Origin of the sequence: Salinivibrio kushneri (assembly GCF_027286325.1) — a bacterium.
GTDB classification, from domain to species: domain Bacteria; phylum Pseudomonadota; class Gammaproteobacteria; order Enterobacterales; family Vibrionaceae; genus Salinivibrio; species Salinivibrio kushneri_A.
Map to the genome: position 1 here is coordinate 238,562 of NZ_CP114588.1, position 19,507 is coordinate 258,068.

Annotated in this window: 31 protein-coding genes; 29 read left to right on the top strand and 2 right to left on the bottom strand. The window is 49.5% G+C overall.

Features of this window, described 5'->3' with window-relative positions; translation table 11 throughout:
• Window positions 1-69 precede the first annotated feature (69 nt).
• Genes kefG through slyD form a run of 4 tightly spaced genes read left to right on the top strand, consistent with a single transcriptional unit; the run spans window position 70 to window position 3,198 of the window.
• On the top strand, window positions 70-651 hold the full coding sequence (gene kefG, locus N8M53_RS01155; RefSeq protein WP_269579202.1) for a glutathione-regulated potassium-efflux system ancillary protein KefG: 582 nt from the start codon (window positions 70-72) through the stop codon (window positions 649-651).
• Window positions 644-2,443 (top strand): glutathione-regulated potassium-efflux system protein KefB, encoded by a 1,800-nt coding sequence (gene kefB, locus N8M53_RS01160; protein ID WP_077606861.1) that lies wholly within the window; start codon window positions 644-646, stop codon window positions 2,441-2,443. Before kefG ends, kefB begins: the two co-directional genes overlap by 8 nt.
• A gap of 9 nt (window positions 2,444-2,452) precedes the next feature.
• The gene (locus N8M53_RS01165; protein WP_046074780.1) at window positions 2,453-2,656 is read left to right on the top strand and encodes a YheV family putative zinc ribbon protein; all 204 of its coding nucleotides are present in this window, start codon (window positions 2,453-2,455) and stop codon (window positions 2,654-2,656) included.
• Between the two features lie 50 nt (window positions 2,657-2,706).
• Entirely contained in the window at window positions 2,707-3,198 is a 492-nt protein-coding gene (slyD, locus tag N8M53_RS01170) for a peptidylprolyl isomerase (RefSeq protein ID WP_077606862.1), read from the top strand.
• Between the two features lie 52 nt (window positions 3,199-3,250).
• On the opposite strand, the gene N8M53_RS01175 is transcribed toward slyD, so the two are convergent.
• The gene (locus N8M53_RS01175) at window positions 3,251-3,472 is read right to left on the bottom strand and encodes a SlyX family protein (protein ID WP_077606863.1); all 222 of its coding nucleotides are present in this window, start codon (window positions 3,470-3,472) and stop codon (window positions 3,251-3,253) included.
• Between the two features lie 12 nt (window positions 3,473-3,484).
• The gene (locus N8M53_RS01180) at window positions 3,485-4,468 is read right to left on the bottom strand and encodes a WD40 repeat domain-containing protein (protein WP_420066601.1); all 984 of its coding nucleotides are present in this window, start codon (window positions 4,466-4,468) and stop codon (window positions 3,485-3,487) included.
• 126 nt (window positions 4,469-4,594) lie between these two features.
• Between N8M53_RS01180 and fkpA the strand changes: the two genes are divergently transcribed.
• The 25 genes from fkpA to rplE all read left to right on the top strand — a co-directional run bounded on the left by fkpA (window position 4,595) and on the right by rplE (window position 19,500).
• A complete protein-coding gene (fkpA, locus tag N8M53_RS01185; RefSeq protein WP_077606864.1) occupies window positions 4,595-5,377 on the top strand; it encodes an FKBP-type peptidyl-prolyl cis-trans isomerase in 783 nt (260 codons plus the stop codon).
• Between the two features lie 159 nt (window positions 5,378-5,536).
• Window positions 5,537-6,226, top strand: coding sequence for a helix-turn-helix transcriptional regulator (locus N8M53_RS01190; protein ID WP_198532142.1), 690 nt, complete (start codon window positions 5,537-5,539; stop codon window positions 6,224-6,226).
• The gene (tusD, locus tag N8M53_RS01195) at window positions 6,223-6,615 is read left to right on the top strand and encodes a sulfurtransferase complex subunit TusD (RefSeq protein WP_269579204.1); all 393 of its coding nucleotides are present in this window, start codon (window positions 6,223-6,225) and stop codon (window positions 6,613-6,615) included. The genes N8M53_RS01190 and tusD overlap by 4 nt, the downstream gene beginning before the upstream one ends.
• A 7-nt stretch (window positions 6,616-6,622) precedes the next feature.
• Window positions 6,623-6,979 carry a sulfurtransferase complex subunit TusC gene (tusC, locus tag N8M53_RS01200; protein WP_269579205.1) on the top strand — a complete coding sequence of 119 codons (357 nt, stop codon included), beginning with the start codon at window positions 6,623-6,625 and terminating at the stop codon, window positions 6,977-6,979.
• Window positions 6,980-6,989: 10 nt separating this feature from the next.
• The gene (gene tusB / locus N8M53_RS01205; RefSeq protein WP_269579206.1) at window positions 6,990-7,280 is read left to right on the top strand and encodes a sulfurtransferase complex subunit TusB; all 291 of its coding nucleotides are present in this window, start codon (window positions 6,990-6,992) and stop codon (window positions 7,278-7,280) included.
• 177 nt (window positions 7,281-7,457) lie between these two features.
• Entirely contained in the window at window positions 7,458-7,832 is a 375-nt protein-coding gene (gene rpsL, locus N8M53_RS01210; protein ID WP_025673238.1) for a 30S ribosomal protein S12, read from the top strand.
• A 97-nt stretch (window positions 7,833-7,929) separates the two neighbouring features.
• Complete coding sequence (gene rpsG, locus N8M53_RS01215) at window positions 7,930-8,400, top strand: 30S ribosomal protein S7 (protein ID WP_025673237.1); 471 nt, start codon at window positions 7,930-7,932, stop codon at window positions 8,398-8,400.
• A gap of 75 nt (window positions 8,401-8,475) precedes the next feature.
• Entirely contained in the window at window positions 8,476-10,572 is a 2,097-nt protein-coding gene (fusA, locus tag N8M53_RS01220; protein WP_269579207.1) for an elongation factor G, read from the top strand.
• A 100-nt stretch (window positions 10,573-10,672) separates the two neighbouring features.
• Entirely contained in the window at window positions 10,673-11,857 is a 1,185-nt protein-coding gene (gene tuf / locus N8M53_RS01225; protein WP_269579208.1) for an elongation factor Tu, read from the top strand.
• A gap of 186 nt (window positions 11,858-12,043) precedes the next feature.
• A complete protein-coding gene (gene bfd / locus N8M53_RS01230; protein WP_269579209.1) occupies window positions 12,044-12,235 on the top strand; it encodes a bacterioferritin-associated ferredoxin in 192 nt (63 codons plus the stop codon).
• 74 nt (window positions 12,236-12,309) lie between these two features.
• The gene (gene bfr, locus N8M53_RS01235; RefSeq protein WP_269579210.1) at window positions 12,310-12,798 is read left to right on the top strand and encodes a bacterioferritin; all 489 of its coding nucleotides are present in this window, start codon (window positions 12,310-12,312) and stop codon (window positions 12,796-12,798) included.
• A gap of 354 nt (window positions 12,799-13,152) precedes the next feature.
• The gene (rpsJ, locus tag N8M53_RS01240) at window positions 13,153-13,464 is read left to right on the top strand and encodes a 30S ribosomal protein S10 (protein WP_002541412.1); all 312 of its coding nucleotides are present in this window, start codon (window positions 13,153-13,155) and stop codon (window positions 13,462-13,464) included.
• Window positions 13,465-13,477: 13 nt separating this feature from the next.
• The gene (rplC, locus tag N8M53_RS01245; RefSeq protein WP_077578274.1) at window positions 13,478-14,107 is read left to right on the top strand and encodes a 50S ribosomal protein L3; all 630 of its coding nucleotides are present in this window, start codon (window positions 13,478-13,480) and stop codon (window positions 14,105-14,107) included.
• Window positions 14,108-14,123: 16 nt separating this feature from the next.
• Window positions 14,124-14,726, top strand: coding sequence for a 50S ribosomal protein L4 (rplD, locus tag N8M53_RS01250; RefSeq protein ID WP_046074792.1), 603 nt, complete (start codon window positions 14,124-14,126; stop codon window positions 14,724-14,726).
• A complete protein-coding gene (gene rplW / locus N8M53_RS01255) occupies window positions 14,723-15,025 on the top strand; it encodes a 50S ribosomal protein L23 (RefSeq protein WP_021024465.1) in 303 nt (100 codons plus the stop codon). The genes rplD and rplW overlap by 4 nt, the downstream gene beginning before the upstream one ends.
• A gap of 19 nt (window positions 15,026-15,044) precedes the next feature.
• Window positions 15,045-15,869, top strand: a complete 825-nt coding sequence (gene rplB / locus N8M53_RS01260) for a 50S ribosomal protein L2 (protein ID WP_046074793.1) — start codon at window positions 15,045-15,047, stop codon at window positions 15,867-15,869.
• Window positions 15,870-15,889: 20 nt separating this feature from the next.
• Window positions 15,890-16,168, top strand: coding sequence for a 30S ribosomal protein S19 (gene rpsS / locus N8M53_RS01265; protein ID WP_021024467.1), 279 nt, complete (start codon window positions 15,890-15,892; stop codon window positions 16,166-16,168).
• A gap of 10 nt (window positions 16,169-16,178) precedes the next feature.
• On the top strand, window positions 16,179-16,511 hold the full coding sequence (rplV, locus tag N8M53_RS01270) for a 50S ribosomal protein L22 (protein WP_046074794.1): 333 nt from the start codon (window positions 16,179-16,181) through the stop codon (window positions 16,509-16,511).
• Window positions 16,512-16,530: 19 nt separating this feature from the next.
• A complete protein-coding gene (gene rpsC / locus N8M53_RS01275; RefSeq protein WP_046074795.1) occupies window positions 16,531-17,220 on the top strand; it encodes a 30S ribosomal protein S3 in 690 nt (229 codons plus the stop codon).
• An 11-nt stretch (window positions 17,221-17,231) separates the two neighbouring features.
• Window positions 17,232-17,642, top strand: coding sequence for a 50S ribosomal protein L16 (gene rplP, locus N8M53_RS01280; protein WP_021024470.1), 411 nt, complete (start codon window positions 17,232-17,234; stop codon window positions 17,640-17,642).
• Window positions 17,642-17,833 (top strand): 50S ribosomal protein L29, encoded by a 192-nt coding sequence (gene rpmC, locus N8M53_RS01285; RefSeq protein ID WP_046074796.1) that lies wholly within the window; start codon window positions 17,642-17,644, stop codon window positions 17,831-17,833. Before rplP ends, rpmC begins: the two co-directional genes overlap by 1 nt.
• Window positions 17,833-18,087 carry a 30S ribosomal protein S17 gene (gene rpsQ, locus N8M53_RS01290; RefSeq protein ID WP_046074797.1) on the top strand — a complete coding sequence of 85 codons (255 nt, stop codon included), beginning with the start codon at window positions 17,833-17,835 and terminating at the stop codon, window positions 18,085-18,087. The genes rpmC and rpsQ overlap by 1 nt, the downstream gene beginning before the upstream one ends.
• A gap of 160 nt (window positions 18,088-18,247) precedes the next feature.
• On the top strand, window positions 18,248-18,619 hold the full coding sequence (gene rplN, locus N8M53_RS01295) for a 50S ribosomal protein L14 (RefSeq protein ID WP_046074798.1): 372 nt from the start codon (window positions 18,248-18,250) through the stop codon (window positions 18,617-18,619).
• Between the two features lie 11 nt (window positions 18,620-18,630).
• The gene (gene rplX, locus N8M53_RS01300) at window positions 18,631-18,945 is read left to right on the top strand and encodes a 50S ribosomal protein L24 (RefSeq protein WP_021024474.1); all 315 of its coding nucleotides are present in this window, start codon (window positions 18,631-18,633) and stop codon (window positions 18,943-18,945) included.
• Between the two features lie 15 nt (window positions 18,946-18,960).
• A complete protein-coding gene (gene rplE, locus N8M53_RS01305; protein ID WP_021024475.1) occupies window positions 18,961-19,500 on the top strand; it encodes a 50S ribosomal protein L5 in 540 nt (179 codons plus the stop codon).
• The last annotated feature ends 7 nt before the right edge of the window (window positions 19,501-19,507 follow it).

Consider the following 19,507-nt stretch of genomic DNA (forward strand, 5'->3'; position numbering starts at 1 on the left):
TTAAAGTTAAAAACATGGAACAAATGAACAGATTGCGTTCTTACAATAATCATAACGACAAGGAAGCCTATGCCCCGAGATAAGGCTGAAAGCCCCTCTCTTCCCAAGGTACTGGTGATTTTTGCTCACCCCGACCCCGATGAATCTGTTGCCAATCGTCGCTTAATTGAGGCCATTACGCCGTTGTCCCATGTCACAGTCCATGATATTTACGCCGCATACCCTGATTTTGTGGTGGACGTGCATCATGAGCGTGCGTTGGTCACTGACGCCGATGTGTTGGTCTTTCAGCATCCACTGCAAATGTATTCCTGTCCGGCATTGTTAAAAGAGTGGATAGATGTGGTGTTAGGGAAAGGGTTTGCTCATGGACAAGGCGGGGATGCGTTGGCCGGTAAAACCTGTCGTTTTGTGGTGACCACTGGCGGTGCGGCCGAAGCGTTTAGCCAGCAAGGTTACAATAAATATTCGATGGCCGAGTTATTGCAACCCTTTGAGTTAACCGCCTCATTATGTCGGATGTATTGGATCCCGCCGTTGGTGTTGCACTGGGCACGTCGCGTTGGCGATGCCGATCGCGATGCGTTTGCCGAGATTTACGCCGATTGGCTCGCCGATCCATTGGCGCAACAAGGAGGAGAGGATGGATAACAACCTCTTATCGGTGGCTTTTGTCTTTTTATTGGCCGCGGTGATTGCGGTTCCGTTGGCACAGCGCTTGGGCATGGGCTCTGTCCTCGGTTATTTGCTGGCAGGCATAGTGATCGGGCCTTGGGGGCTGGGTCTGGTCCGTGATGTGGATGCGATTCTCCATTTTGCGGAATTTGGCGTGGTGCTGCTGCTGTTTTTGATTGGTCTGGAGCTGAACCCGAAAAAGTTGCTGCAAATGCGCCGACCGATTATCGGGCTTGGGGGCAGTCAGGTGGTACTCACCGCGTTCGCCATTGGTGTGGTATGTATGATGACAGGCTTAACCCTTTCCCAATCATTAGTGATTGGAGTTGGCCTGGCGCTTTCTTCTACCGCGATTGCGATGAAAATTATCGAAGATCAACGCCTAATGCGCAGCGAAACCGGACAGTCAGGCTTTGCGGTCTTGCTCTTCCAAGACATTGCGGTAATCCCGATGCTCGCGATGATCCCTGCGCTTGCCGGTGGCAGTGCCGGTAGCTGGCTCGACGTATTATGGATGTTTGTCGGTATCGGTATTTTGCTGGTAGGCGGTCATTTCCTGCTGCGCCCGCTGTTTCGTTTAGTGGCCATGAGCGGTGTCACCGAGCTATTTACCGTGACCTCGTTGGCCTTGGTGATTGGTATTGCCCTGGCCATGCAAGCATTGGGCTTATCGATGGCGCTCGGGGCGTTTCTTGCGGGCGTATTGCTTGCTGAAAGTGAATACCGTCATGAGCTAGAAACCGCGATTGAGCCTTTCAAAGGTTTGTTGCTCGGGCTGTTCTTTATTGCGGTGGGGATGACCGTTGATCTCGGCTTATTGCTCGATTATCCCCTCGCAATTTTAGGCACGGTGGCAGCGTTAATTTTTGCAAAAACCATATTGCTTTACGGGTTGGCGCGTCTGTTTGGCGTGGCGCCAAAGGCACGTAGTCAAATGGCGGTGTTGCTTAGCCAAGGCGGGGAGTTTGCGTTTGTTATTTTTACTGCCGCGCGCAGCCAAGGGTTACTCGACCAGCCATTGAATGCATTTTTGTTGGTGGTGGTGAGCTTATCAATGATGACGACGCCTTTAATGCTGACGCTTCAACAGCGCTGGTTTGCCCGCACGTTCAACGAGCCAGAGGAAGCGCCGCCCCAAGGACAGTTTGAGCAAGCTGATGCGCGCGTGATCATTGCCGGTTTTGGTCGCTTTGGTCAGGTGGTAGGGCGTTTGATGTTCGCTAACAAAATTGGCGTAACCATATTGGAACGTGATCCGACACAAATTAAGCTGCTACGTCGCTTTGGCTATGAAGTGTATTATGGCGACGCAACCCAGCTCGACTTATTACGGGCGGCCGGTGCGCATACCGCAGAAGCGATTGTGATTTGTACCGATTCGCCTGACGAGGTGATGGAGATTGTTGATCTTTGTGCGCGCCATTTCCCTAACTTAAAGGTAATGGCACGGGCGCGGAGCCGTGTAGAGGCTTATCAATTGATGGCGCAGGGCGTTGACCAGTTCTCGCGTGAAACCTTTTTGGGCGCACTTGAACTGGGGCGGCAGACGCTAGAGTCACTGGGTATGCATCCGTATAAAGCCAAGCGAGCCGAAATTTTATTCCGTAAGTTGGATATGCGGGTATTGCAAGATCTATTGCCGCAACACAGCGAAGACTTGGCGACGGCCTCCCGAGTGAAAGAAGCACGCAAAGAGTTGGAAGAAATTTTTGACCGAGAAATGCGTGGTGACAGTGAGCGGCACCAAAGTTGGAACCGAGATGAGTAAGGTGTTGAAGTGAAAAAACGTTTCATTGCTGGGGCAGCATGCCCAGCGTGTCAACAACTCGATACGTTACGAGTATGGCGCGAAAATAATATTGACAAAGTAGAATGTGTCAGCTGCGATTATCATGATAGTCGGTTGCCTGATTCGGCACAGCAGTCACACTCTGGTGCCGAGTCAGCAGAGAATGTCATTGGGATCTTTAAACCGGAGTAGGGGATCCGTTATCATCGGCAGTCCATTTACCTTCCGGTCTCGGAGCGAGCATGAAAATTGCAAAAGATGTGGTAGTCAGCCTGGCTTACCAAGTAAAAAATGAAGATGGTGCACTTGTTGACGAATCAACAGCACAAGAGCCTCTCCAATACCTGCACGGTCATCGTAACCTGATTGTAGGTCTTGAGAACGCGCTGGAAGGCCGCGAAAAAGGTGAGAGCTTTGACGTGACTGTAGGCCCAGACGAAGCCTATGGCGATTACCAAGAAGCCATGGTACAACGCGTACCGGCTAACGTATTCCAAGGCGTAGACCAAGTAGAAGTGGGCATGCGCTTTATGGCAGAAACGGACCAAGGCCAAATCCCGGTCGAAGTGACTGAAGTTGATGGTGAAGAAGTGGTAGTTGACGCTAACCACATGCTAGCCGGTCAAACCCTGTCTTTCTCTGTGGAAGTGGTTGACGTTCGCGAAGCGACAGAAGAGGAAGTGTCTCACGGTCATATTCACCAAGAGGGTGAAAGCTGTGGTCACGACCACTAAGACGGTCTCCGTCTGTGGTGAATGAAAGGCGCCGAATGGCGCCTTTTTCGTATCAGTAGTGCGGTGGCGGCGTTTCTTCTGCTTGGCTGGCAATGTTTTCCGGCTCTATGTTTTTTAATTTACTGACTAAGTATTGAATCTGTACCGTCATACGCTCAATGTCCCCCTGCTGCTGGGTTAACGCGCTGTTGAGCTGCTCGAGGGTGTCTTCTTGAAAAGCGACCTTATATTCCAGGTCGTCGATTTGTTGCTGTAACTTATCAATCTCACTCATACTGCTCTCTCGCTATTGCGCGTCGGTTAACCAAGCTTGGGCGATACCGGCGGATGTCCCGGAAATCACGCGCCCCGTGGGGTCGATAGCCACATCATACACGACTGCGCTCGGTGGGCGAGTGTCTGGTTGCGCCAAGGCTTGCCAGCGGCCGATGTTTTCACCGCTTTGTACGTCCCATAACTCGACCCGCTGTGAGGGGGTACCAGTGGCCAGTTGACGGCCGTCATCGGAAAAGCGGGCACTGGCGTAAATCGCTTGGCGAGCAAAAATATCCAATTCACTCACCTTATCTCCGCTCGGCAGAGCCCAAATTACCGCGCGGTTGCCGCCATCAGAGACGAACGCGTATTGCCCTTCTCGATGTAGCGCGACTTGCTTAACCCTTTGGTCGTACGCAAAGTCGTTAATAATCTGCCCCGAGTCGGTTTCCCAAAAGTAGGCATGATGGTCATTGCCACCGGAGAGTACGTACGCACCATTGGGCGAAATCGCCACGGCATTGACTTTATCGCGATGCGCCAGGAACTCTAAGCGCCTTCCCGTGCCTAAGTCGATGAATAATGCTTTGCCGTTAGACATAGCCAGCACCAATTTTTCACCATTGTTACTGATCGCGGCATCACGAATGATGCCGTCAGAAATGGACCAAAGCCCTTGAGACTGGCTCCAAGCCAGATCCCACACGGCAAAGTTTTGTGCCGTGGCAGTAATGGCATAGCGTTTATTATCGGAAATATGGCTGACCACCACAGGGTTCGCATTGGGGTCTTGCGGCCCCAGCTCCGCTAATTGCTGATTGGTGACAAGATCCCACAGCACGATATCGGTTTCGTCCGAGGCGAGTAAGGCAAACCGGCCATCGCGGCTAAGGCTAAAGCTGGTGGCGCCTTCAGGGTGGATTGACCAGCGCTGGGCTTCTTTGCCAGACTGCCAACAGCCAAAAAGTGCGCTTAAAACAATAAAAATGCCAACAATGTGGCGGATTTTGGGCATCATACTTGAGTTCCAGAGTGTGCAGCCATATAACCACGAGTATATGGATAGAAACAGGCTTTCGCATGGTTGATGCGTCAGTAAGTACAATACGAGGATTAATCCTTACCATCAACGGAGTACCCAATGAAATCAGTAATGAAGATGTCGCTACTCGCGGCAACCGTTGCCTTTGCCGTCGGCTGTCAGCAAGAAGACGCAAAAGTAGAGCAAACCAACCAAGCGGCTGAACAAGCCGAAGCGGCGTTTGCGAACGAAGACGACAAAGCAGCCTACGCGATTGGCGCTTCTTTGGCACAGTATCTTAATGCCAACCTTGAACAGCAGGCTGAAATCGGCCTAGAGCTGGACAAAGAGGTGGTACTGCAAGGGGTGCAAGACGTCTTTAAAGGTGAGTCAAAATTGACGGACGAGCAAGCACAAGCGGCGCTGCAATCGCTTGATCAGCGTGTGACCAAGCTTGCGCAACAACAAGCAAAAGAAAAAGCAGAAGCGGCAATCGCCGATGGTGAAAAATACCGCTCCGAGTTTGCCCAAAAAGAGGGCGTGAAAGAAACGGATTCTGGGCTGTTGTACAAAGTTGACAGCATGGGTGAAGGCGAGAAGCCATCAGCAGAAGATACCGTTGTGGTCCATTACAAAGGTACCCTGACTGATGGCACGCAATTTGACAGCTCGTACGAGCGTGGTGAGCCGGCCACTTTCCCACTTAACCGTGTGATCCCAGGCTGGACTGAAGGGGTGCAATTGATGCCTGTGGGCTCTAAGTTTACCTTTGTTGTGCCGCCAGAGTTAGCTTATGGTGACCAAGACACCGCATCAATCCCTGCCAACTCAACCTTGGTGTTTGATGTTGAGCTACTTGAAATTAAAGATGATGCGAAAAAAGGCAGCGCGAGCGAAGGCTAAAACGCAGTGTCTTTAGCCGTGATACCAGCCCCGGCCTTGCCGGGGCTTTTTGCATTTCTAGATAGGAATTCTGTTAAACTGAGCGTAGAGCAATAAAGATAAACGGTCGAATAAGGATAGGCGTACGTGGTACCGACAGAGGGTTTTGGCGCGAACATTATGACGGAAAGTGAGCTCATCGAGCCCAATCCACTCAACCAACAAGACAGCATTATATTGCAGTCCTACTCGGCTGTGGTCGATGGGCTAGCAGCCTTGATTGGTGAGCATTGTGAAATCGTGCTGCATGCATTGGACGATCTAAATAAATCGGCGATAAAAATTGCCAACGGCGAAAATACCGGGCGCCAGGTAGGCTCGCCCATCACTGACTTAGCGTTGCGTATGCTACGTGATATTGAGGGATCAGAGCGTAACTTTTCCCGCGCGTATTTTACCCGCGCCAAAAGTGGCACCCTAATGAAGTCGATCACGGTGGCTATCCGGAACGGAGATAACCGCATCATTGGGCTGTTATGTATCAACATCAATTTAGATGCCCCTTTTTCTCAGGTACTACAAGCCTTTATCCCAGATGATCAGGCCAAGCAGGCGGCCTCATCCGTTAACTTTGCCAGTGATGTGGAAGAGCTGGTGGATAAAACGGTCGAGCGAACCGTTGAAGAGGTGAACGCGGATAAGACAGTGTCTAACAATACCAAAAATCGCCAAATTGTCATGGCGCTCTATGATAAAGGGATTTTTGATATTAAAGACGCCATTAACCGGGTTGCCGCCCGGCTAAATATTTCCAAACACACTGTTTATCTCTATGTCAGACAGCGCAAAACCGAAGAGACAGAGTCATGAGTTTGCACTACGTGTTAGTGGTGACTGAGCCTGCCTATGGCTCACAAATGGCGCGCACTGCGTACCAGTTTGCAGCCGCTGCCATTGAGGCAGGGCATACAGTCAGCAAAGTATTTTTTTATCAAGACGGTGTGTTAAACGGCACGGCAACCACAGTGCCTGCCAACGATGAGTTTGATATTGTCACGGCATGGCAAACCCTTGCACAAGACCACGGTGTGCAATTGGAAACATGTGTGGCCGCAGCGCTACGTCGTGGCATTGTCAGTGATCAGGAGGCGGCACAACATGCGTTGCCACATAGCACCTTGGCCGCGGAATTTTCGCAAGCGGGACTCGGGGCGTTGGCAGAGGCGTTGTTAACCGCCGATCGTGTGATGCAATTTTAAGAAGGCAGTGATGAAAATAGGGTTTGTTTTTTCTTCAGCACCCCATGGCAGCGCGAGTGGCCGAGAAGGCCTGGATGCATTGCTTGCCGCGTCCGCCTTTTGTGACAACTTGGTGGTGTTTTTTATCGGTGACGGTGTCTTTCAATTGCTGGGTGGACAGCAACCGAGCCAAATTTTAAGCCGCGACTATATTGCCAGCTTCAAAATGCTGCCTCTGTGTGATGTGGAAGAGGTCTATGTTTGTCAGGCCTCGTTGACCGCACGAGGACTTGAGCAGGCAACTACGGTACTGCCGACTCAAGCGTTATCGGTCGAGCAAGTAAAAACGCAGTTGTCAGGCTGCGATCGCATTCTACATTTTTAAGGAGAAGGCCGTGCTGCACTTGGTCAAACATTCCCCATACAGCCGTCAAGCCTTAGCACAGTGCTTAGACTACGCTCAGCCGAACAGCACCATTGTCTTGCTTAGCGATGCCGTCGTCGCTGGGGTGGCAGGTAGCGAGTGGGCAAATCGATTGTTTACCGAGACTCATGCTGTTTATTTGCTCAGCGACGATGTGATTGCTCGGGGACTTGGCGATAAACTCCATCCCAGTGCTGAGTTGATTGATATGCGTCAATTGGTCGATTTAAGCGCTGACCATGTCACGCAAATGACATGGTAATCGGCTAGTCTTTGTCGTGTGTGAAAATCCCCCGTGTGCTGCTCGAAAAACAAACAATGCAAAGATCTCTGTATAAATCTTGACACCCCATACCCCGACGCCTAAAATTTCGCGTCCCTGTTGTATTGGGGCTAGATTTTTCACACTTATACGTTAAGTAATATCAGGAGCTATTTAATGGCAACTATTAACCAGCTGGTTCGCAAGCCACGCTTGAAGCAAGTTGCGAAAAGCAACGTGCCTGCGTTGGAAGCGTGTCCACAAAAACGTGGTGTATGTACTCGTGTTTACACCACTACTCCAAAGAAACCAAACTCTGCACTGCGTAAAGTATGCCGTGTACGTTTGACCAATGGCTTTGAAGTCACCTCTTACATTGGTGGTGAAGGCCACAACCTGCAAGAGCACAGTGTTGTGCTTATCCGCGGCGGTCGTGTTAAAGACTTGCCGGGTGTGCGTTACCACACTGTTCGTGGCGCACTTGACTGTGCAGGCGTTAACGGCCGTAAACAAGGTCGTTCTAAGTACGGTGTGAAGCGTCCTAAGTCTTAATGGATTCCGTTAAGTAAGGCCAAACACTCAAACAATTGAATTTTGAAAAAACTGAAAAGTTTTGGATAAAACCTGAAGAAGACAACGGAGATAATCCATGCCACGTCGTCGCGTAATTGGTCAGCGTAAAATTCTTCCAGATCCTAAGTTCGGATCAGAATTGCTGGCAAAATTTGTAAACATCCTGATGGTTGACGGTAAGAAGTCAACTGCTGAAAAAATCGTTTATGGTGCACTAGACATCATGGCTGAACGTTCTGGTAAAGAGCACTTGGCTGTATTCGAACAAGCTCTTGAAAACGTACGCCCAGCGGTCGAGGTTAAATCTCGCCGTGTAGGTGGTTCAACTTACCAAGTGCCAGTAGAAGTACGTCCTGTACGTCGTAACGCACTGGCTATGCGTTGGTTGGTTGAAGCCGCTCGTAAGCGTGGTGAAAAATCTATGGCTCAGCGCCTAGCAAGCGAGATGCTAGACGCGTCAGAAAACAAAGGTACTGCTGTTAAGAAACGTGAAGACGTTCACCGTATGGCAGACGCGAACAAAGCGTTCGCACATTACCGCTGGTAATGCCTTCATGGCGTGTCCCGTTCGGGGCACGCCAAACCCATTTTCTAAGGTTAACCTTAGCAAGAGGATACTATTGTGGCTCGTAAAACCCCTATCGAGCGCTACCGTAACATCGGTATTTGTGCTCACGTAGACGCCGGTAAAACCACGACTACCGAGCGGATCCTGTTCTACACAGGTCTGTCACACAAAATCGGTGAGGTACACGACGGCGCCGCTACCATGGACTGGATGTCGCAAGAGCAGGAGCGTGGTATCACCATCACCTCAGCCGCGACCACGACTTTCTGGGCCGGTTCTGATCAGCAGTTCAAACAGCACCGCGTAAACATCATCGACACCCCTGGACACGTTGACTTCACTATCGAAGTTGAGCGTTCTTTGCGTGTGCTTGATGGTGCGGTAGTTGTATTCTGTGGTTCATCAGGTGTTGAGCCTCAGTCTGAAACCGTATGGCGTCAGGCTGACAAGTACGAAGTACCGCGTATGGTATTCGTAAACAAGATGGACCGTGCGGGTGCTGATTACCTGCGCGTTGTTGATCAAATCAAAAACCGCCTTGGCGCACACCCTGTGCCAATTCACTTGAACATTGGTGCAGAAGACCAGTTCAAAGGCGTGATTGACCTGATCAAAATGAAAGCGATCAACTGGAACGAAGAAGACATGGGTATGACTTATACCTATGAAGAAATTCCAGACGATCTGAAAGAGCAAGCAGAAGAATGGCACAACTTCCTGGTTGAGTCTGCTGCTGAAGCCTCTGAAGAGCTGATGGACAAGTACCTTGAAGAAGGTGAGCTGTCTGAAGAAGAAATCAAGGCAGCACTGCGTCAGCGTACGCTTGATAACGAAATCGTACTGGCAACCTGTGGTTCTGCGTTTAAGAACAAAGGCGTTCAGGCAGTACTGGATGCGGTTATCGAATACTTGCCATCACCGATTGACGTTAAGTCAATCAAAGGTGAAGACGAAGACGGTAACCCAATCGAGCGTCATGCAGACGATAAAGAACCGTTTGCCTCACTAGCATTTAAGATTGCAACTGACCCATTCGTGGGCACGTTGACCTTTATGCGTGTTTACTCAGGCGTGGTTAACTCTGGCGACACTGTCTATAACTCAGTGAAGCAAAAGCGTGAGCGTTTGGGCCGTATCGTACAGATGCACTCGAACAAGCGTGAAGAGATCAAAGAAATCCGTGCCGGTGACATCGCTGCAGCGGTAGGTCTGAAAGACGTGACCACGGGTGACACCCTATGTGCAATGGATTCAAAAGTAATCCTAGAGCGCATGGAGTTCCCAGATCCAGTTATCCAAATCGCGGTTGAGCCTAAGTCTAAAGCTGACCAAGAGAAAATGGGTATCGCGCTAGGTAAACTGGCGGCAGAAGATCCATCTTTCCGTGTTGAGTCTGACGAAGAGTCTGGCCAGACCCTGATTTCTGGTATGGGTGAGCTTCACCTAGACATCATCGTTGACCGTATGCGTCGCGAATTTAACGTTGAGTGTAACGTTGGTAAGCCTCAGGTAGCGTATCGCGAAACCATCCGTGGTAGCACCAAAGTTGAAGGTAAGTTCGTTAAGCAGTCTGGTGGTCGTGGTCAGTACGGTCACGTATGGCTGAAAATCGAACCATCAGAGCCAAACGAAGGCTTTGTCTTTGTTGACGAAATCGTTGGTGGTGTGGTTCCACGTGAATACATCAGCTCGGTTTCTAAAGGTATCGAAGAGCAGATGGCTAACGGTGTACTCGCTGGCTATCCGGTACTTGACGTTAAAGCAACCTTGTTCGATGGTTCTTACCACGATGTTGACTCTAACGAAATGGCGTTTAAGATCGCCGCATCAATGGCATTCAAGAAAGGTGCTCACGACGCGCAACCTGTTATGCTTGAGCCAATGATGAAGGTTGAAGTAACCACACCAGAAGAGTGGATGGGTGACGTTGTTGGTGACTTGAACCGTCGTCGTGGCCTGATTGGTGGTATGGATGAAGGCCCAGCGGGTCTGAAGATCGTACGTGCCCAGGTTCCACTGTCTGAAATGTTCGGTTACGCTACTGACCTACGTAGTGCAACACAAGGCCGTGCATCTTACTCGATGGAATTCAGCGAGTACGGTGAAGTGCCTAAGAACATCGCTGACGCCCTGATCGCAGAGCGTAGCTAATTATTTTGGTCCAGATGCCGACATCATGGTCGGCATCAAACACTGACTTCTGAGTTACTAGGCCAAGCCCTTTAACTCACAACTAGGAAGGAAGACGATCGTGTCTAAAGAAAAATTTGAACGTACGAAAACGCACGTTAACGTTGGTACTATCGGCCACGTTGACCATGGTAAAACTACGCTGACCGCAGCTATCTGTACTGTACTTGCAAAAGTACACGGCGGTGCTGCTCGTGACTTCGCGTCAATCGATAACGCACCAGAAGAGCGTGATCGTGGTATCACCATCGCAACGTCTCACGTTGAGTACGATACGCCAAACCGTCACTACGCACACGTTGACTGCCCAGGACACGCTGACTATGTGAAAAACATGATCACCGGTGCTGCACAGATGGACGGTGGTATCCTGGTTGTTGCTGCAACTGATGGCCCAATGCCACAGACGCGTGAGCACATCCTACTAGGCCGTCAGGTTGGTATTCCAAACATCATCGTGTTCATGAACAAATGTGACATGGTTGATGACGAAGAGCTGCTTGAGCTGGTTGAAATGGAAGTACGTGAACTACTTTCAGAGTACGACTTCCCAGGTGACGACTGCCCAGTAATCCAAGGTTCAGCGCTAGGTGCCCTGAACGGTGAAGAGCAGTGGGAGCAGAAGATCGTTGAGCTATCTGAAGCACTGGATTCTTACATCCCAGAGCCAGAGCGTGCGATCGACAAGCCGTTCATCCTGCCAATCGAAGACGTATTCTCAATCCAAGGCCGTGGTACCGTAGTAACCGGTCGTGTTGAGCAAGGCATCATCACTGTTGGTGACGACGTTGAAATCGTGGGCATGAAAGACACCACCAAGACCACTTGTACCGGTGTTGAGATGTTCCGTAAGCTTCTAGACGAAGGCCGTGCCGGTGAGAACGTTGGTGTTCTTCTGCGTGGTACTAAGCGTGACGAAGTAGAGCGTGGTCAAGTACTGGCTAAGCCTGGTTCAATCACTCCGCACACCAAGTTCGAGTCAGAAGTATACGTACTGGGCAAAGACGAAGGCGGCCGTCATACTCCGTTCTTCAAAGGCTATCGTCCACAGTTCTACTTCCGTACAACTGACGTAACCGGTACTATCGAGCTGCCAGAAGGCGTTGAGATGGTAATGCCTGGTGACAACATCAAGATGGTTGTTGAGCTGATCGCACCTATCGCGATGGACGAAGGCCTACGCTTCGCTATCCGTGAAGGTGGCCGTACTGTAGGCGCGGGTGTTGTTGCTAACATCATCGCTTAATTTGATAGACGCCTTGTCTTATCAATCAAAGGGAGCGCACTGCGCTCCCTTTTTGTTTCTCCTATCTTTCGCCATCCCTTGATTCAAATGAGTCAGTCATCAATAACCAAGCGTTATATAAAAAACCTTTACCTCAACCGCAATGCAAACTATTCTCGTTATAGTTCAAGTTATGAGATCGCTAAGATGTTAGTTTGTATTTGCCACAGCGTGTCGGATAAAACCATTAAGCATTGGGTGCGCCAGCAAGGCGTCACAAGTATCCGTGAATTGCGCCAACTGACCCCTCTGGGGTCGCAATGTGGTAAATGTGTACGTCACGCCAAAGAGGTGATATACGACGAGAGCCAACTTATTACGCTACAAAAAGCCAGTTAACCTGCAGTCAATATTTGACAGCCTCCTTATGGGTTCTACATTTGTTAGGTAGAACCCATAAGGAGGCTTTTGCCATGAAAGGCGATCCAAAATCGATAGCGTTTCTCAACACGGTACTCGGCAACGAACTGATTGCGATTAATCAGTACTTTCTGCATGCGCGCATGCTTAAAGACTGGGGCTTAAAAGTCATCGCGGACAAAGAATATGAAGAGTCCATTGATGAGATGAAGCATGCGGACAAGCTCATTGAGCGTATCTTGTTTTTAGAAGGGACGCCCAATTTGCAAGATTTAGGCAAGTTACGCATTGGTGAAGATACACAAGAAATCTTCGAGTGTGACTTGGCGCTAGAGATGCAAGCGCACGAAGACCTGAAAGAAGCGATTGCCTACACCGAAAGCATCCGCGATTTCGTGTCGCGAGATTTGTTTCAGTATATTCTCGATGATGAAGAAGAGCATATTGATTGGCTCGAAACCCAGTTGGGGCTGATTGATAAAGTGGGTATCGCCAACTACAACCAAGCGCAGATAATCGAAGATGCCAGCGATAAAGGCTAAGACGACGCTTAACGTATTGCGGTAGATGAACGCACCCAGTCGGGTGCGTTTTTGTTTGGGCTTATTTTTTAACCAAGGCTTGCAAAGCTATCGCGCATCGGTATAATGCCCGGCACTGCTTAAGTCATTGCGACTTCCGACGCAGTTGTGAACCAATGAGCATCGAGGAATGGAACAGTAAACTGTTCGTTTAATGTATACTCCGCTTATGTTCGCAGTCATAGAATAATGGCTGACAATGTGCCTAATTTTGGCACTACGGTTTCACATAAATTAATCGGCATTCCCTCGTCTTAATGAGGTGGAATGGCGATATTGTTTGTGTAAATATTTTAGAATTTGGAGCTCTGTCTCATGCAGAACCAACGTATCCGTATCCGCCTTAAGGCGTTCGATCATCGTTTGATCGATCAGTCTACCGCGGAAATCGTTGAAACCGCTAAGCGCACTGGCGCACAGGTTAAGGGACCAATCCCTCTACCTACTCGTAAAGAGCGCTTCACCGTTCTTATTTCTCCGCACGTAAACAAAGACGCACGTGACCAGTACGAAATTCGTACTCACAAACGTCTGATCGACATCGTTGAGCCAACAGATAAAACTGTTGACGCTCTGATGCGTCTTGACCTTGCTGCGGGCGTTGATGTTCAAATCAGCCTGGGTTAAGGGGGAGTAGATAATGATTGGTCTAGTCGGTCGTAAAGTCGGTATGACTCGTATCTTCAACGAAGATGGCGTTTCTATCCCGGTAACCGTAGTTGAAGTTGAAGCTAACCGTGTTGCTCAGGTACGTAAGCCTGAAGTTGACGGTTATGCCGCAATTCAAATCACTACAGGCGAGAAGAAAGCAAGCCGTGTTAACAAGGCACAAGCTGGTCACTTTGCGAAAGCAGGTGTTGAAGCAGGCCGCGGTTTGTGGGAATTCCGTCTGGAAAATGGTGAAGAGTTCGAAGTTGGCGCTGAGCTAAACGTCGATCTTTTCTCTGAAATCAAAAAAGTAGACGTTACTGGCACGTCAAAAGGTAAGGGTTTCCAAGGCGGTGTTAAGCGTTGGAACTTCCGTACTCAAGACATGAGCCACGGTAACTCTTTGTCTCACCGTGCACCTGGTTCTATCGGTCAATGTCAGAGCCCAGGTCGCGTATTCAAAGGCAAAAAAATGGCAGGTCACATGGGTGCTGAGCGTGTAACGACTCAAAACCTAGAGATCGTACGTGTTGACGCTGAGCGCAATCTGCTTCTTATCAAAGGTGCAGTCCCAGGTGCTACAGGTGGCAACGTGATCGTTAAACCAGCCGTTAAAGCGTAACGTCGAGGAGATAGTAATGGAATTGGTAGTCAAAGGCGCCGACGCGCTAACTGTTTCCGAAACTACCTTCGGGCGTGAATTCAACGAGTCCCTGGTTCACCAGGTAGTCGTTGCATACGCAGCTGGTGCCCGTCAAGGTACTCGCGCTCAGAAAACTCGTTCAGACGTGTCTGGTGGCGGTGCTAAGCCATGGCGTCAGAAGGGTACTGGTCGCGCCCGTGCAGGTACAATCCGCAGCCCAATCTGGCGCAGCGGTGGTGTCACTTTCGCAGCACGTCCTCAGGATCATGCTCAGAAAGTAAACAAAAAGATGTACCGTGGTGCTCTGAAGAGCATCCTGTCAGAGCTGGTTCGTCAAGAGCGTTTGATCGTTGTTGATAACTTCTCTGTTGAAGCACCAAAAACTAAAGAGCTTGTCGCTAAGCTGAAAGAGCTTGAGCTGAACGATGCTCTGATCGTCACTGCCGAAGTTGATGAGAACCTGTTCCTTGCCGCACGTAACCTTTATAAGGTTGACGTACGCGATACAGATACCATCGACCCAGTTAGCTTGATCGCTTTCGACAAAGTCGTGATGACTGCTGATGCAGTTAAACAAGTTGAGGAGATGCTGGCATGATCACTGAAGAGCGTATCCTAAAAGTTCTGCGTGCTCCGCACATCTCTGAAAAAGCGACGATGGCCGCTGAAAACAACAACACTGTTGTGTTCAAAGTAGCCAAAGAAGCAACTAAAAAAGAGATCAAAGCGGCAGTTGAAAAACTGTTCGAAGTTGAAGTGAAGTCTGTTCGTACTCTTCTCGTTAAGGGTAAGACCAAACGTCAAGGTATGCGTGAAGGCCGTCGTAGCGACTGGAAAAAAGCGTATGTTGCCTTGAAAGAAGGTCAGGACATCGACTTCGTTGGCGGCGCTGAGTAAGACGGAGGAGTAAAAGCAAATGGCTATTATCAAATGTAAGCCGACTTCACCGGGTCGTCGTCACCTTGTTAAAGTGGTTAACCATGATCTGTACAAAGGTAAACCATATGCACCACTGCTAGAGAAAAACTCTAAGTCTGGTGGTCGCAATAACAACGGTCGAATCACAGTGCGTCACATCGGTGGTGGTCACAAGCATCATTACCGTGTAATTGACTTCAAACGTACTAAAGACGGTATCCCAGCGAAAGTTGAGCGTCTCGAGTACGATCCGAACCGTAGTGCAAACATCGCGCTTGTACTGTATACGGACGGTGAACGTCGTTACATCATCGCACCAAAAGGCCTAAAAGCCGGTGATCAGATCCAATCTGGTGCAGATTCAGCTATCAAGGTAGGTAACACCCTGCCAATGCGCAACATCCCAGTGGGTTCTACTATCCACAATATCGAGCTTAAGCCTGGTAAAGGTGGTCAGTTAGCTCGTTCTGCGGGTGCCTATGCGCAAATCGTAGCTCGTGACGGCGCGTACGTCACACTCCGCCTGCGCAGCGGTGAAATGCGTAAGGTTCTTGCTGAAGGTCGTGCGACTCTTGGTGAAGTGGGTAACTCTGAGCACATGCTACGCGAACTGGGTAAAGCCGGTGCCGCGCGCTGGAAAGGCGCACGTCCAAGCGTACGTGGTGTTGCAATGAACCCGATTGACCACCCACACGGTGGTGGTGAAGGCCGTACCTCAGGTGGTCGTCATCCAGTATCACCTTGGGGTATGCCAACTAAAGGCTTCAAGACCCGTAAGAACAAACGTACCGACAAGTACATCGTACGTCGTCGTAACAAGTAATTATTATCAGAGGATAAGCCATGCCACGTTCTCTCAAGAAAGGTCCTTTTATTGACCTGCACTTGCTGAAGAAGGTAGAGAAAGCGGTGGAAAGCGGTGACAAGAAGCCTTTAAAGACTTGGTCCCGTCGTTCAATGATCATCCCACAGATGATCGGATTGACCATCGCTGTCCATAATGGTCGTCAGCACGTACCCGTTTTCGTTTCTGAAGAAATGATCGGTCACAAGCTGGGCGAGTTTGCACCAACACGTACTTATCGCGGCCATGCTGCTGATAAGAAAGCTAAGAAGCGTTAAGGGGTAAGAAATGGAAGCTATTGCTAAACATCGCTTTGCTCGTATCTCGCCTCAAAAAGCACGTTTGGTTGCGGATCAAGTGCGCGGTAAAGACGTAGCACAAGCACTGGAACTACTGACTTTCAGCAACAAAAAAGCTGCTGACCTGGTTAAGAAAGTGTTGGAATCTGCTATTGCAAACGCCGAGCATAACGAAGGTGCGGATATCGACGATCTAAGCGTCGCCAAAGTCTTCGTTGATGAAGGCCCAATCATGAAGCGTATTATGCCTCGTGCAAAAGGCCGTGCCGATCGCATCTTGAAGCGTTCTAGCCACATCACTGTTGTTGTAGCAGACCGCTAAGAGACGAGGAGATAAAGCAATGGGTCAAAAAGTACATCCTAATGGTATTCGTCTTGGCATTGTTAAGCCTTGGAATTCCACTTGGTTTGCTAATAACCAAGATTTCGCTGACAACCTAGACGGCGACTTTAAGGTACGTCAGTTCTTGAACAATGAACTGAAAAAAGCGTCAGTCTCTCGCATCGTTATCGAGCGTCCTGCTAAGAGTGTTCGTGTGACTATTCACACTGCACGTCCTGGTGTGGTTATCGGTAAGAAAGGTGAAGATGTTGAGAAGCTGCGCGCTCACGTTGCAAAACTAGCCGGTGTACCAGCGCAAATCAACATCGCTGAAGTACGTAAGCCTGAGCTAGATGCGCAACTTGTTGGCGACAGCATCGCATCACAGCTAGAGCGCCGTGTTATGTTCCGTCGTGCGATGAAGCGCGCGGTACAAAACGCTATGCGCCTAGGTGCCAAAGGTATCAAAGTAGAAGTAAGCGGCCGTCTTGGCGGCGCTGAAATCGCTCGTACCGAGTGGTACCGTGAAGGCCGTGTGCCACTGCACACCCTTCGTGCTGACATTGATTACGCAACTTCTTCTGCTCACACCCAGTACGGTGTAATCGGCATTAAAACCTGGATCTTCAAAGGTGAAATCCTAGGTGGAATGGCTGAAGTTGAGCAAAAGGCTGACAAGCCGAAGAAGCAGCGTAAAGGCCGTAAGTAAGGAGTCTATCGATGCTTCAACCAAAACGTACTAAGTTCCGCAAGACTTTTAAAGGTCGTAACCGCGGTCTGGCGCACGGTACTGACGTAAGCTTCGGTACCTATGGCCTGAAAGCTGTTGGTCGCGGTCGTATCACTGCGCGTCAAATTGAGGCGGCTCGTCGTGCGATGACTCGTCACATTAAACGTCAAGGCCAAATCTGGATTCGTGTCTTCCCTGACAAACCAATTACTGGTAAGCCGTTGGAAGTTCGTATGGGTAAGGGTAAAGGTTCAGTAGATTACTGGGTTGCCCAAATCCAACCAGGCAAGGTCCTGTACGAAATGGATGGTGTTCCTGAATCACTGGCTCGCGAAGCGTTTGAATTAGCTTCACGTAAGCTACCGATCAAAACCACTTTCGTAACTAAGGCGGTGATGTGATGAAAGCACAAGAACTACGTGAAAAGACTGCTGAGCAGCTGAACGAAGAGCTAATGGGTCTGCTACGTGAGCAGTTTAATCTGCGCATGCAAGCGGCTACTGGCCAACTTCAGCAAACTCACACTCTTAAAGCTGTTCGTCGCGATATCGCACGTGTAAAAACCGTACTGACTGAGAAGGCTAACGCATAATGAGCGAGAACATCCGCACTCAGCAAGGTCGCGTTATCAGCGACAAAGGCGATAAAACTATCGTCGTTGCTATCGAGCGTTTTGTGAAACACCCAATCTACGGTAAGTACATTAAGCGCACGAGTAAGCTACATGTACACGATGAATCAAACCAGTGTAACCAAGGTGACACTGTCGAGGTTCGTGAGTGTCGTCCAATCTCTAAGCAAAAGTCTTGGACATTGGTTCGCGTTGTTGAAAAATCACGCATCTAAGCGATTTTTCATACAATAATAAGTCAAACGGCTCTCATTTGGGGGGCCGTTTATTTTTTATCTACCCATCTGGTCAAAATAGTGTTATTATTCGCCGCCCTTGTAAAAAGGCAGCCCGACCCGAGATGGGTCTAGATGTAATAACAGCGGAGCACTAACAATGATCCAAATGCAAAGTATGCTGGACGCAGCCGACAACTCCGGCGCTCGCAGTGTAATGTGTATTAAGGTTCTGGGTGGCTCTCACCGTCGTTACGCCCACGTTGGCGACATCATCAAAGTTACCGTTAAGGATTCAATCCCACGCGGTAAAGTGAAAAAAGGTGATGTGCTTAAGGCGGTGGTAGTTCGCACCCGTAAAGGCGTACGTCGTCCAGACGGCTCTGTCATTCGCTTCGACCGCAATGCTTGCGTGTTGTTGAACAACACGAACGAGCAACTAGTCGGCACACGTATCTTTGGCCCTGTGACACGCGAACTTCGTACTGAGAAGTTCATGAAAATTGTGTCTCTGGCGCCTGAAGTTCTGTAAGGAGCGATCTCATGGCAGCTAAAATCCGTCGTAACGACGAAGTTATCGTTCTTGCCGGTAAAGACAAAGGCAAGAAAGGTAAAGTATCTAAGGTTCTACCGACCGGTAAAGTTATCGTTGAAGGTATTAACCTCGTTAAGAAACACCAGAAGCCGGTTCCGGCTCTGGGCACTCAAGGTGGCATCGTTGAACAAGAAGCCGCTATTGACGTTTCAAACGTGGCTATCTTTAACGCAGCTGCTGGTAAAGGTGACCGTGTAGGCTTCCGATTTGAAGACGGCAAAAAAGTGCGTTTCTTCAAGTCGAATGGCGAAACTATTAAGTAATTCTGGAGTAGTACAATGGCGAAACTGCATGATTACTACAAAGAGACAGTTGTAGCTGAGCTATCTAAGCAATTTGGTTACAAAAGCATCATGCAAGTCCCAGGGATCGAAAAGATCACCCTTAACATGGGTGTGGGCGAAGCTCTGAACGACAAAAAACTGCTTGAAAATGCAGCTGCTGACATGACCGCGATTTCTGGTCAAAAGCCGCTGATCACTAAAGCACGTAAATCAGTCGCAGGCTTCAAGATCCGTGAGGGCTACCCAATTGGTTGTAAAGTAACCCTACGTGGCGAGCGTATGTGGGACTTCTTTGAGCGTTTGATCGCTATCGCAGTTCCTCGTATCCGTGACTTCCGTGGTCTGAACCCGAAAGCGTTCGACGGTCGCGGTAACTACAGCATGGGCGTTCGCGAGCAAATCATCTTCCCTGAGATTGACTACGACAAAGTCGATCGTATCCGTGGTCTTGATATTACTATCACTACCACCGCAGGTACAGATGAGGAAGGTCGAGCTCTGCTGGCTGCCTTTAACTTCCCATTCCGTAAGTAAGGTGAAG

Coding starts and splice junctions, on each gene's coding strand:
- rplW (WP_021024465.1), top strand. CDS start 14,723: ATGATCACTGAAGAGCGTATCCTAAAAGTTCTGCGTGCTCCGCACATC.
- rplE (WP_021024475.1), top strand. CDS start 18,961: ATGGCGAAACTGCATGATTACTACAAAGAGACAGTTGTAGCTGAGCTA.
- bfd (WP_269579209.1), top strand. CDS start 12,044: ATGTTAGTTTGTATTTGCCACAGCGTGTCGGATAAAACCATTAAGCAT.
- kefG (WP_269579202.1), top strand. CDS start 70: ATGCCCCGAGATAAGGCTGAAAGCCCCTCTCTTCCCAAGGTACTGGTG.
- rpsL (WP_025673238.1), top strand. CDS start 7,458: ATGGCAACTATTAACCAGCTGGTTCGCAAGCCACGCTTGAAGCAAGTT.
- rpsS (WP_021024467.1), top strand. CDS start 15,890: ATGCCACGTTCTCTCAAGAAAGGTCCTTTTATTGACCTGCACTTGCTG.
- slyD (WP_077606862.1), top strand. CDS start 2,707: ATGAAAATTGCAAAAGATGTGGTAGTCAGCCTGGCTTACCAAGTAAAA.
- rpsQ (WP_046074797.1), top strand. CDS start 17,833: ATGAGCGAGAACATCCGCACTCAGCAAGGTCGCGTTATCAGCGACAAA.
- rpsJ (WP_002541412.1), top strand. CDS start 13,153: ATGCAGAACCAACGTATCCGTATCCGCCTTAAGGCGTTCGATCATCGT.
- rpsC (WP_046074795.1), top strand. CDS start 16,531: ATGGGTCAAAAAGTACATCCTAATGGTATTCGTCTTGGCATTGTTAAG.
- rplB (WP_046074793.1), top strand. CDS start 15,045: ATGGCTATTATCAAATGTAAGCCGACTTCACCGGGTCGTCGTCACCTT.
- tusD (WP_269579204.1), top strand. CDS start 6,223: ATGAGTTTGCACTACGTGTTAGTGGTGACTGAGCCTGCCTATGGCTCA.
- N8M53_RS01180 (WP_420066601.1), bottom strand. CDS start 4,468: ATGCCCAAAATCCGCCACATTGTTGGCATTTTTATTGTTTTAAGCGCA.
- bfr (WP_269579210.1), top strand. CDS start 12,310: ATGAAAGGCGATCCAAAATCGATAGCGTTTCTCAACACGGTACTCGGC.
- kefB (WP_077606861.1), top strand. CDS start 644: ATGGATAACAACCTCTTATCGGTGGCTTTTGTCTTTTTATTGGCCGCG.
- rpsG (WP_025673237.1), top strand. CDS start 7,930: ATGCCACGTCGTCGCGTAATTGGTCAGCGTAAAATTCTTCCAGATCCT.
- rplC (WP_077578274.1), top strand. CDS start 13,478: ATGATTGGTCTAGTCGGTCGTAAAGTCGGTATGACTCGTATCTTCAAC.
- N8M53_RS01190 (WP_198532142.1), top strand. CDS start 5,537: ATGACGGAAAGTGAGCTCATCGAGCCCAATCCACTCAACCAACAAGAC.
- fkpA (WP_077606864.1), top strand. CDS start 4,595: ATGAAATCAGTAATGAAGATGTCGCTACTCGCGGCAACCGTTGCCTTT.
- rplD (WP_046074792.1), top strand. CDS start 14,124: ATGGAATTGGTAGTCAAAGGCGCCGACGCGCTAACTGTTTCCGAAACT.
- rplN (WP_046074798.1), top strand. CDS start 18,248: ATGATCCAAATGCAAAGTATGCTGGACGCAGCCGACAACTCCGGCGCT.
- rplP (WP_021024470.1), top strand. CDS start 17,232: ATGCTTCAACCAAAACGTACTAAGTTCCGCAAGACTTTTAAAGGTCGT.
- rplV (WP_046074794.1), top strand. CDS start 16,179: ATGGAAGCTATTGCTAAACATCGCTTTGCTCGTATCTCGCCTCAAAAA.
- N8M53_RS01175 (WP_077606863.1), bottom strand. CDS start 3,472: ATGAGTGAGATTGATAAGTTACAGCAACAAATCGACGACCTGGAATAT.
- rplX (WP_021024474.1), top strand. CDS start 18,631: ATGGCAGCTAAAATCCGTCGTAACGACGAAGTTATCGTTCTTGCCGGT.
- rpmC (WP_046074796.1), top strand. CDS start 17,642: ATGAAAGCACAAGAACTACGTGAAAAGACTGCTGAGCAGCTGAACGAA.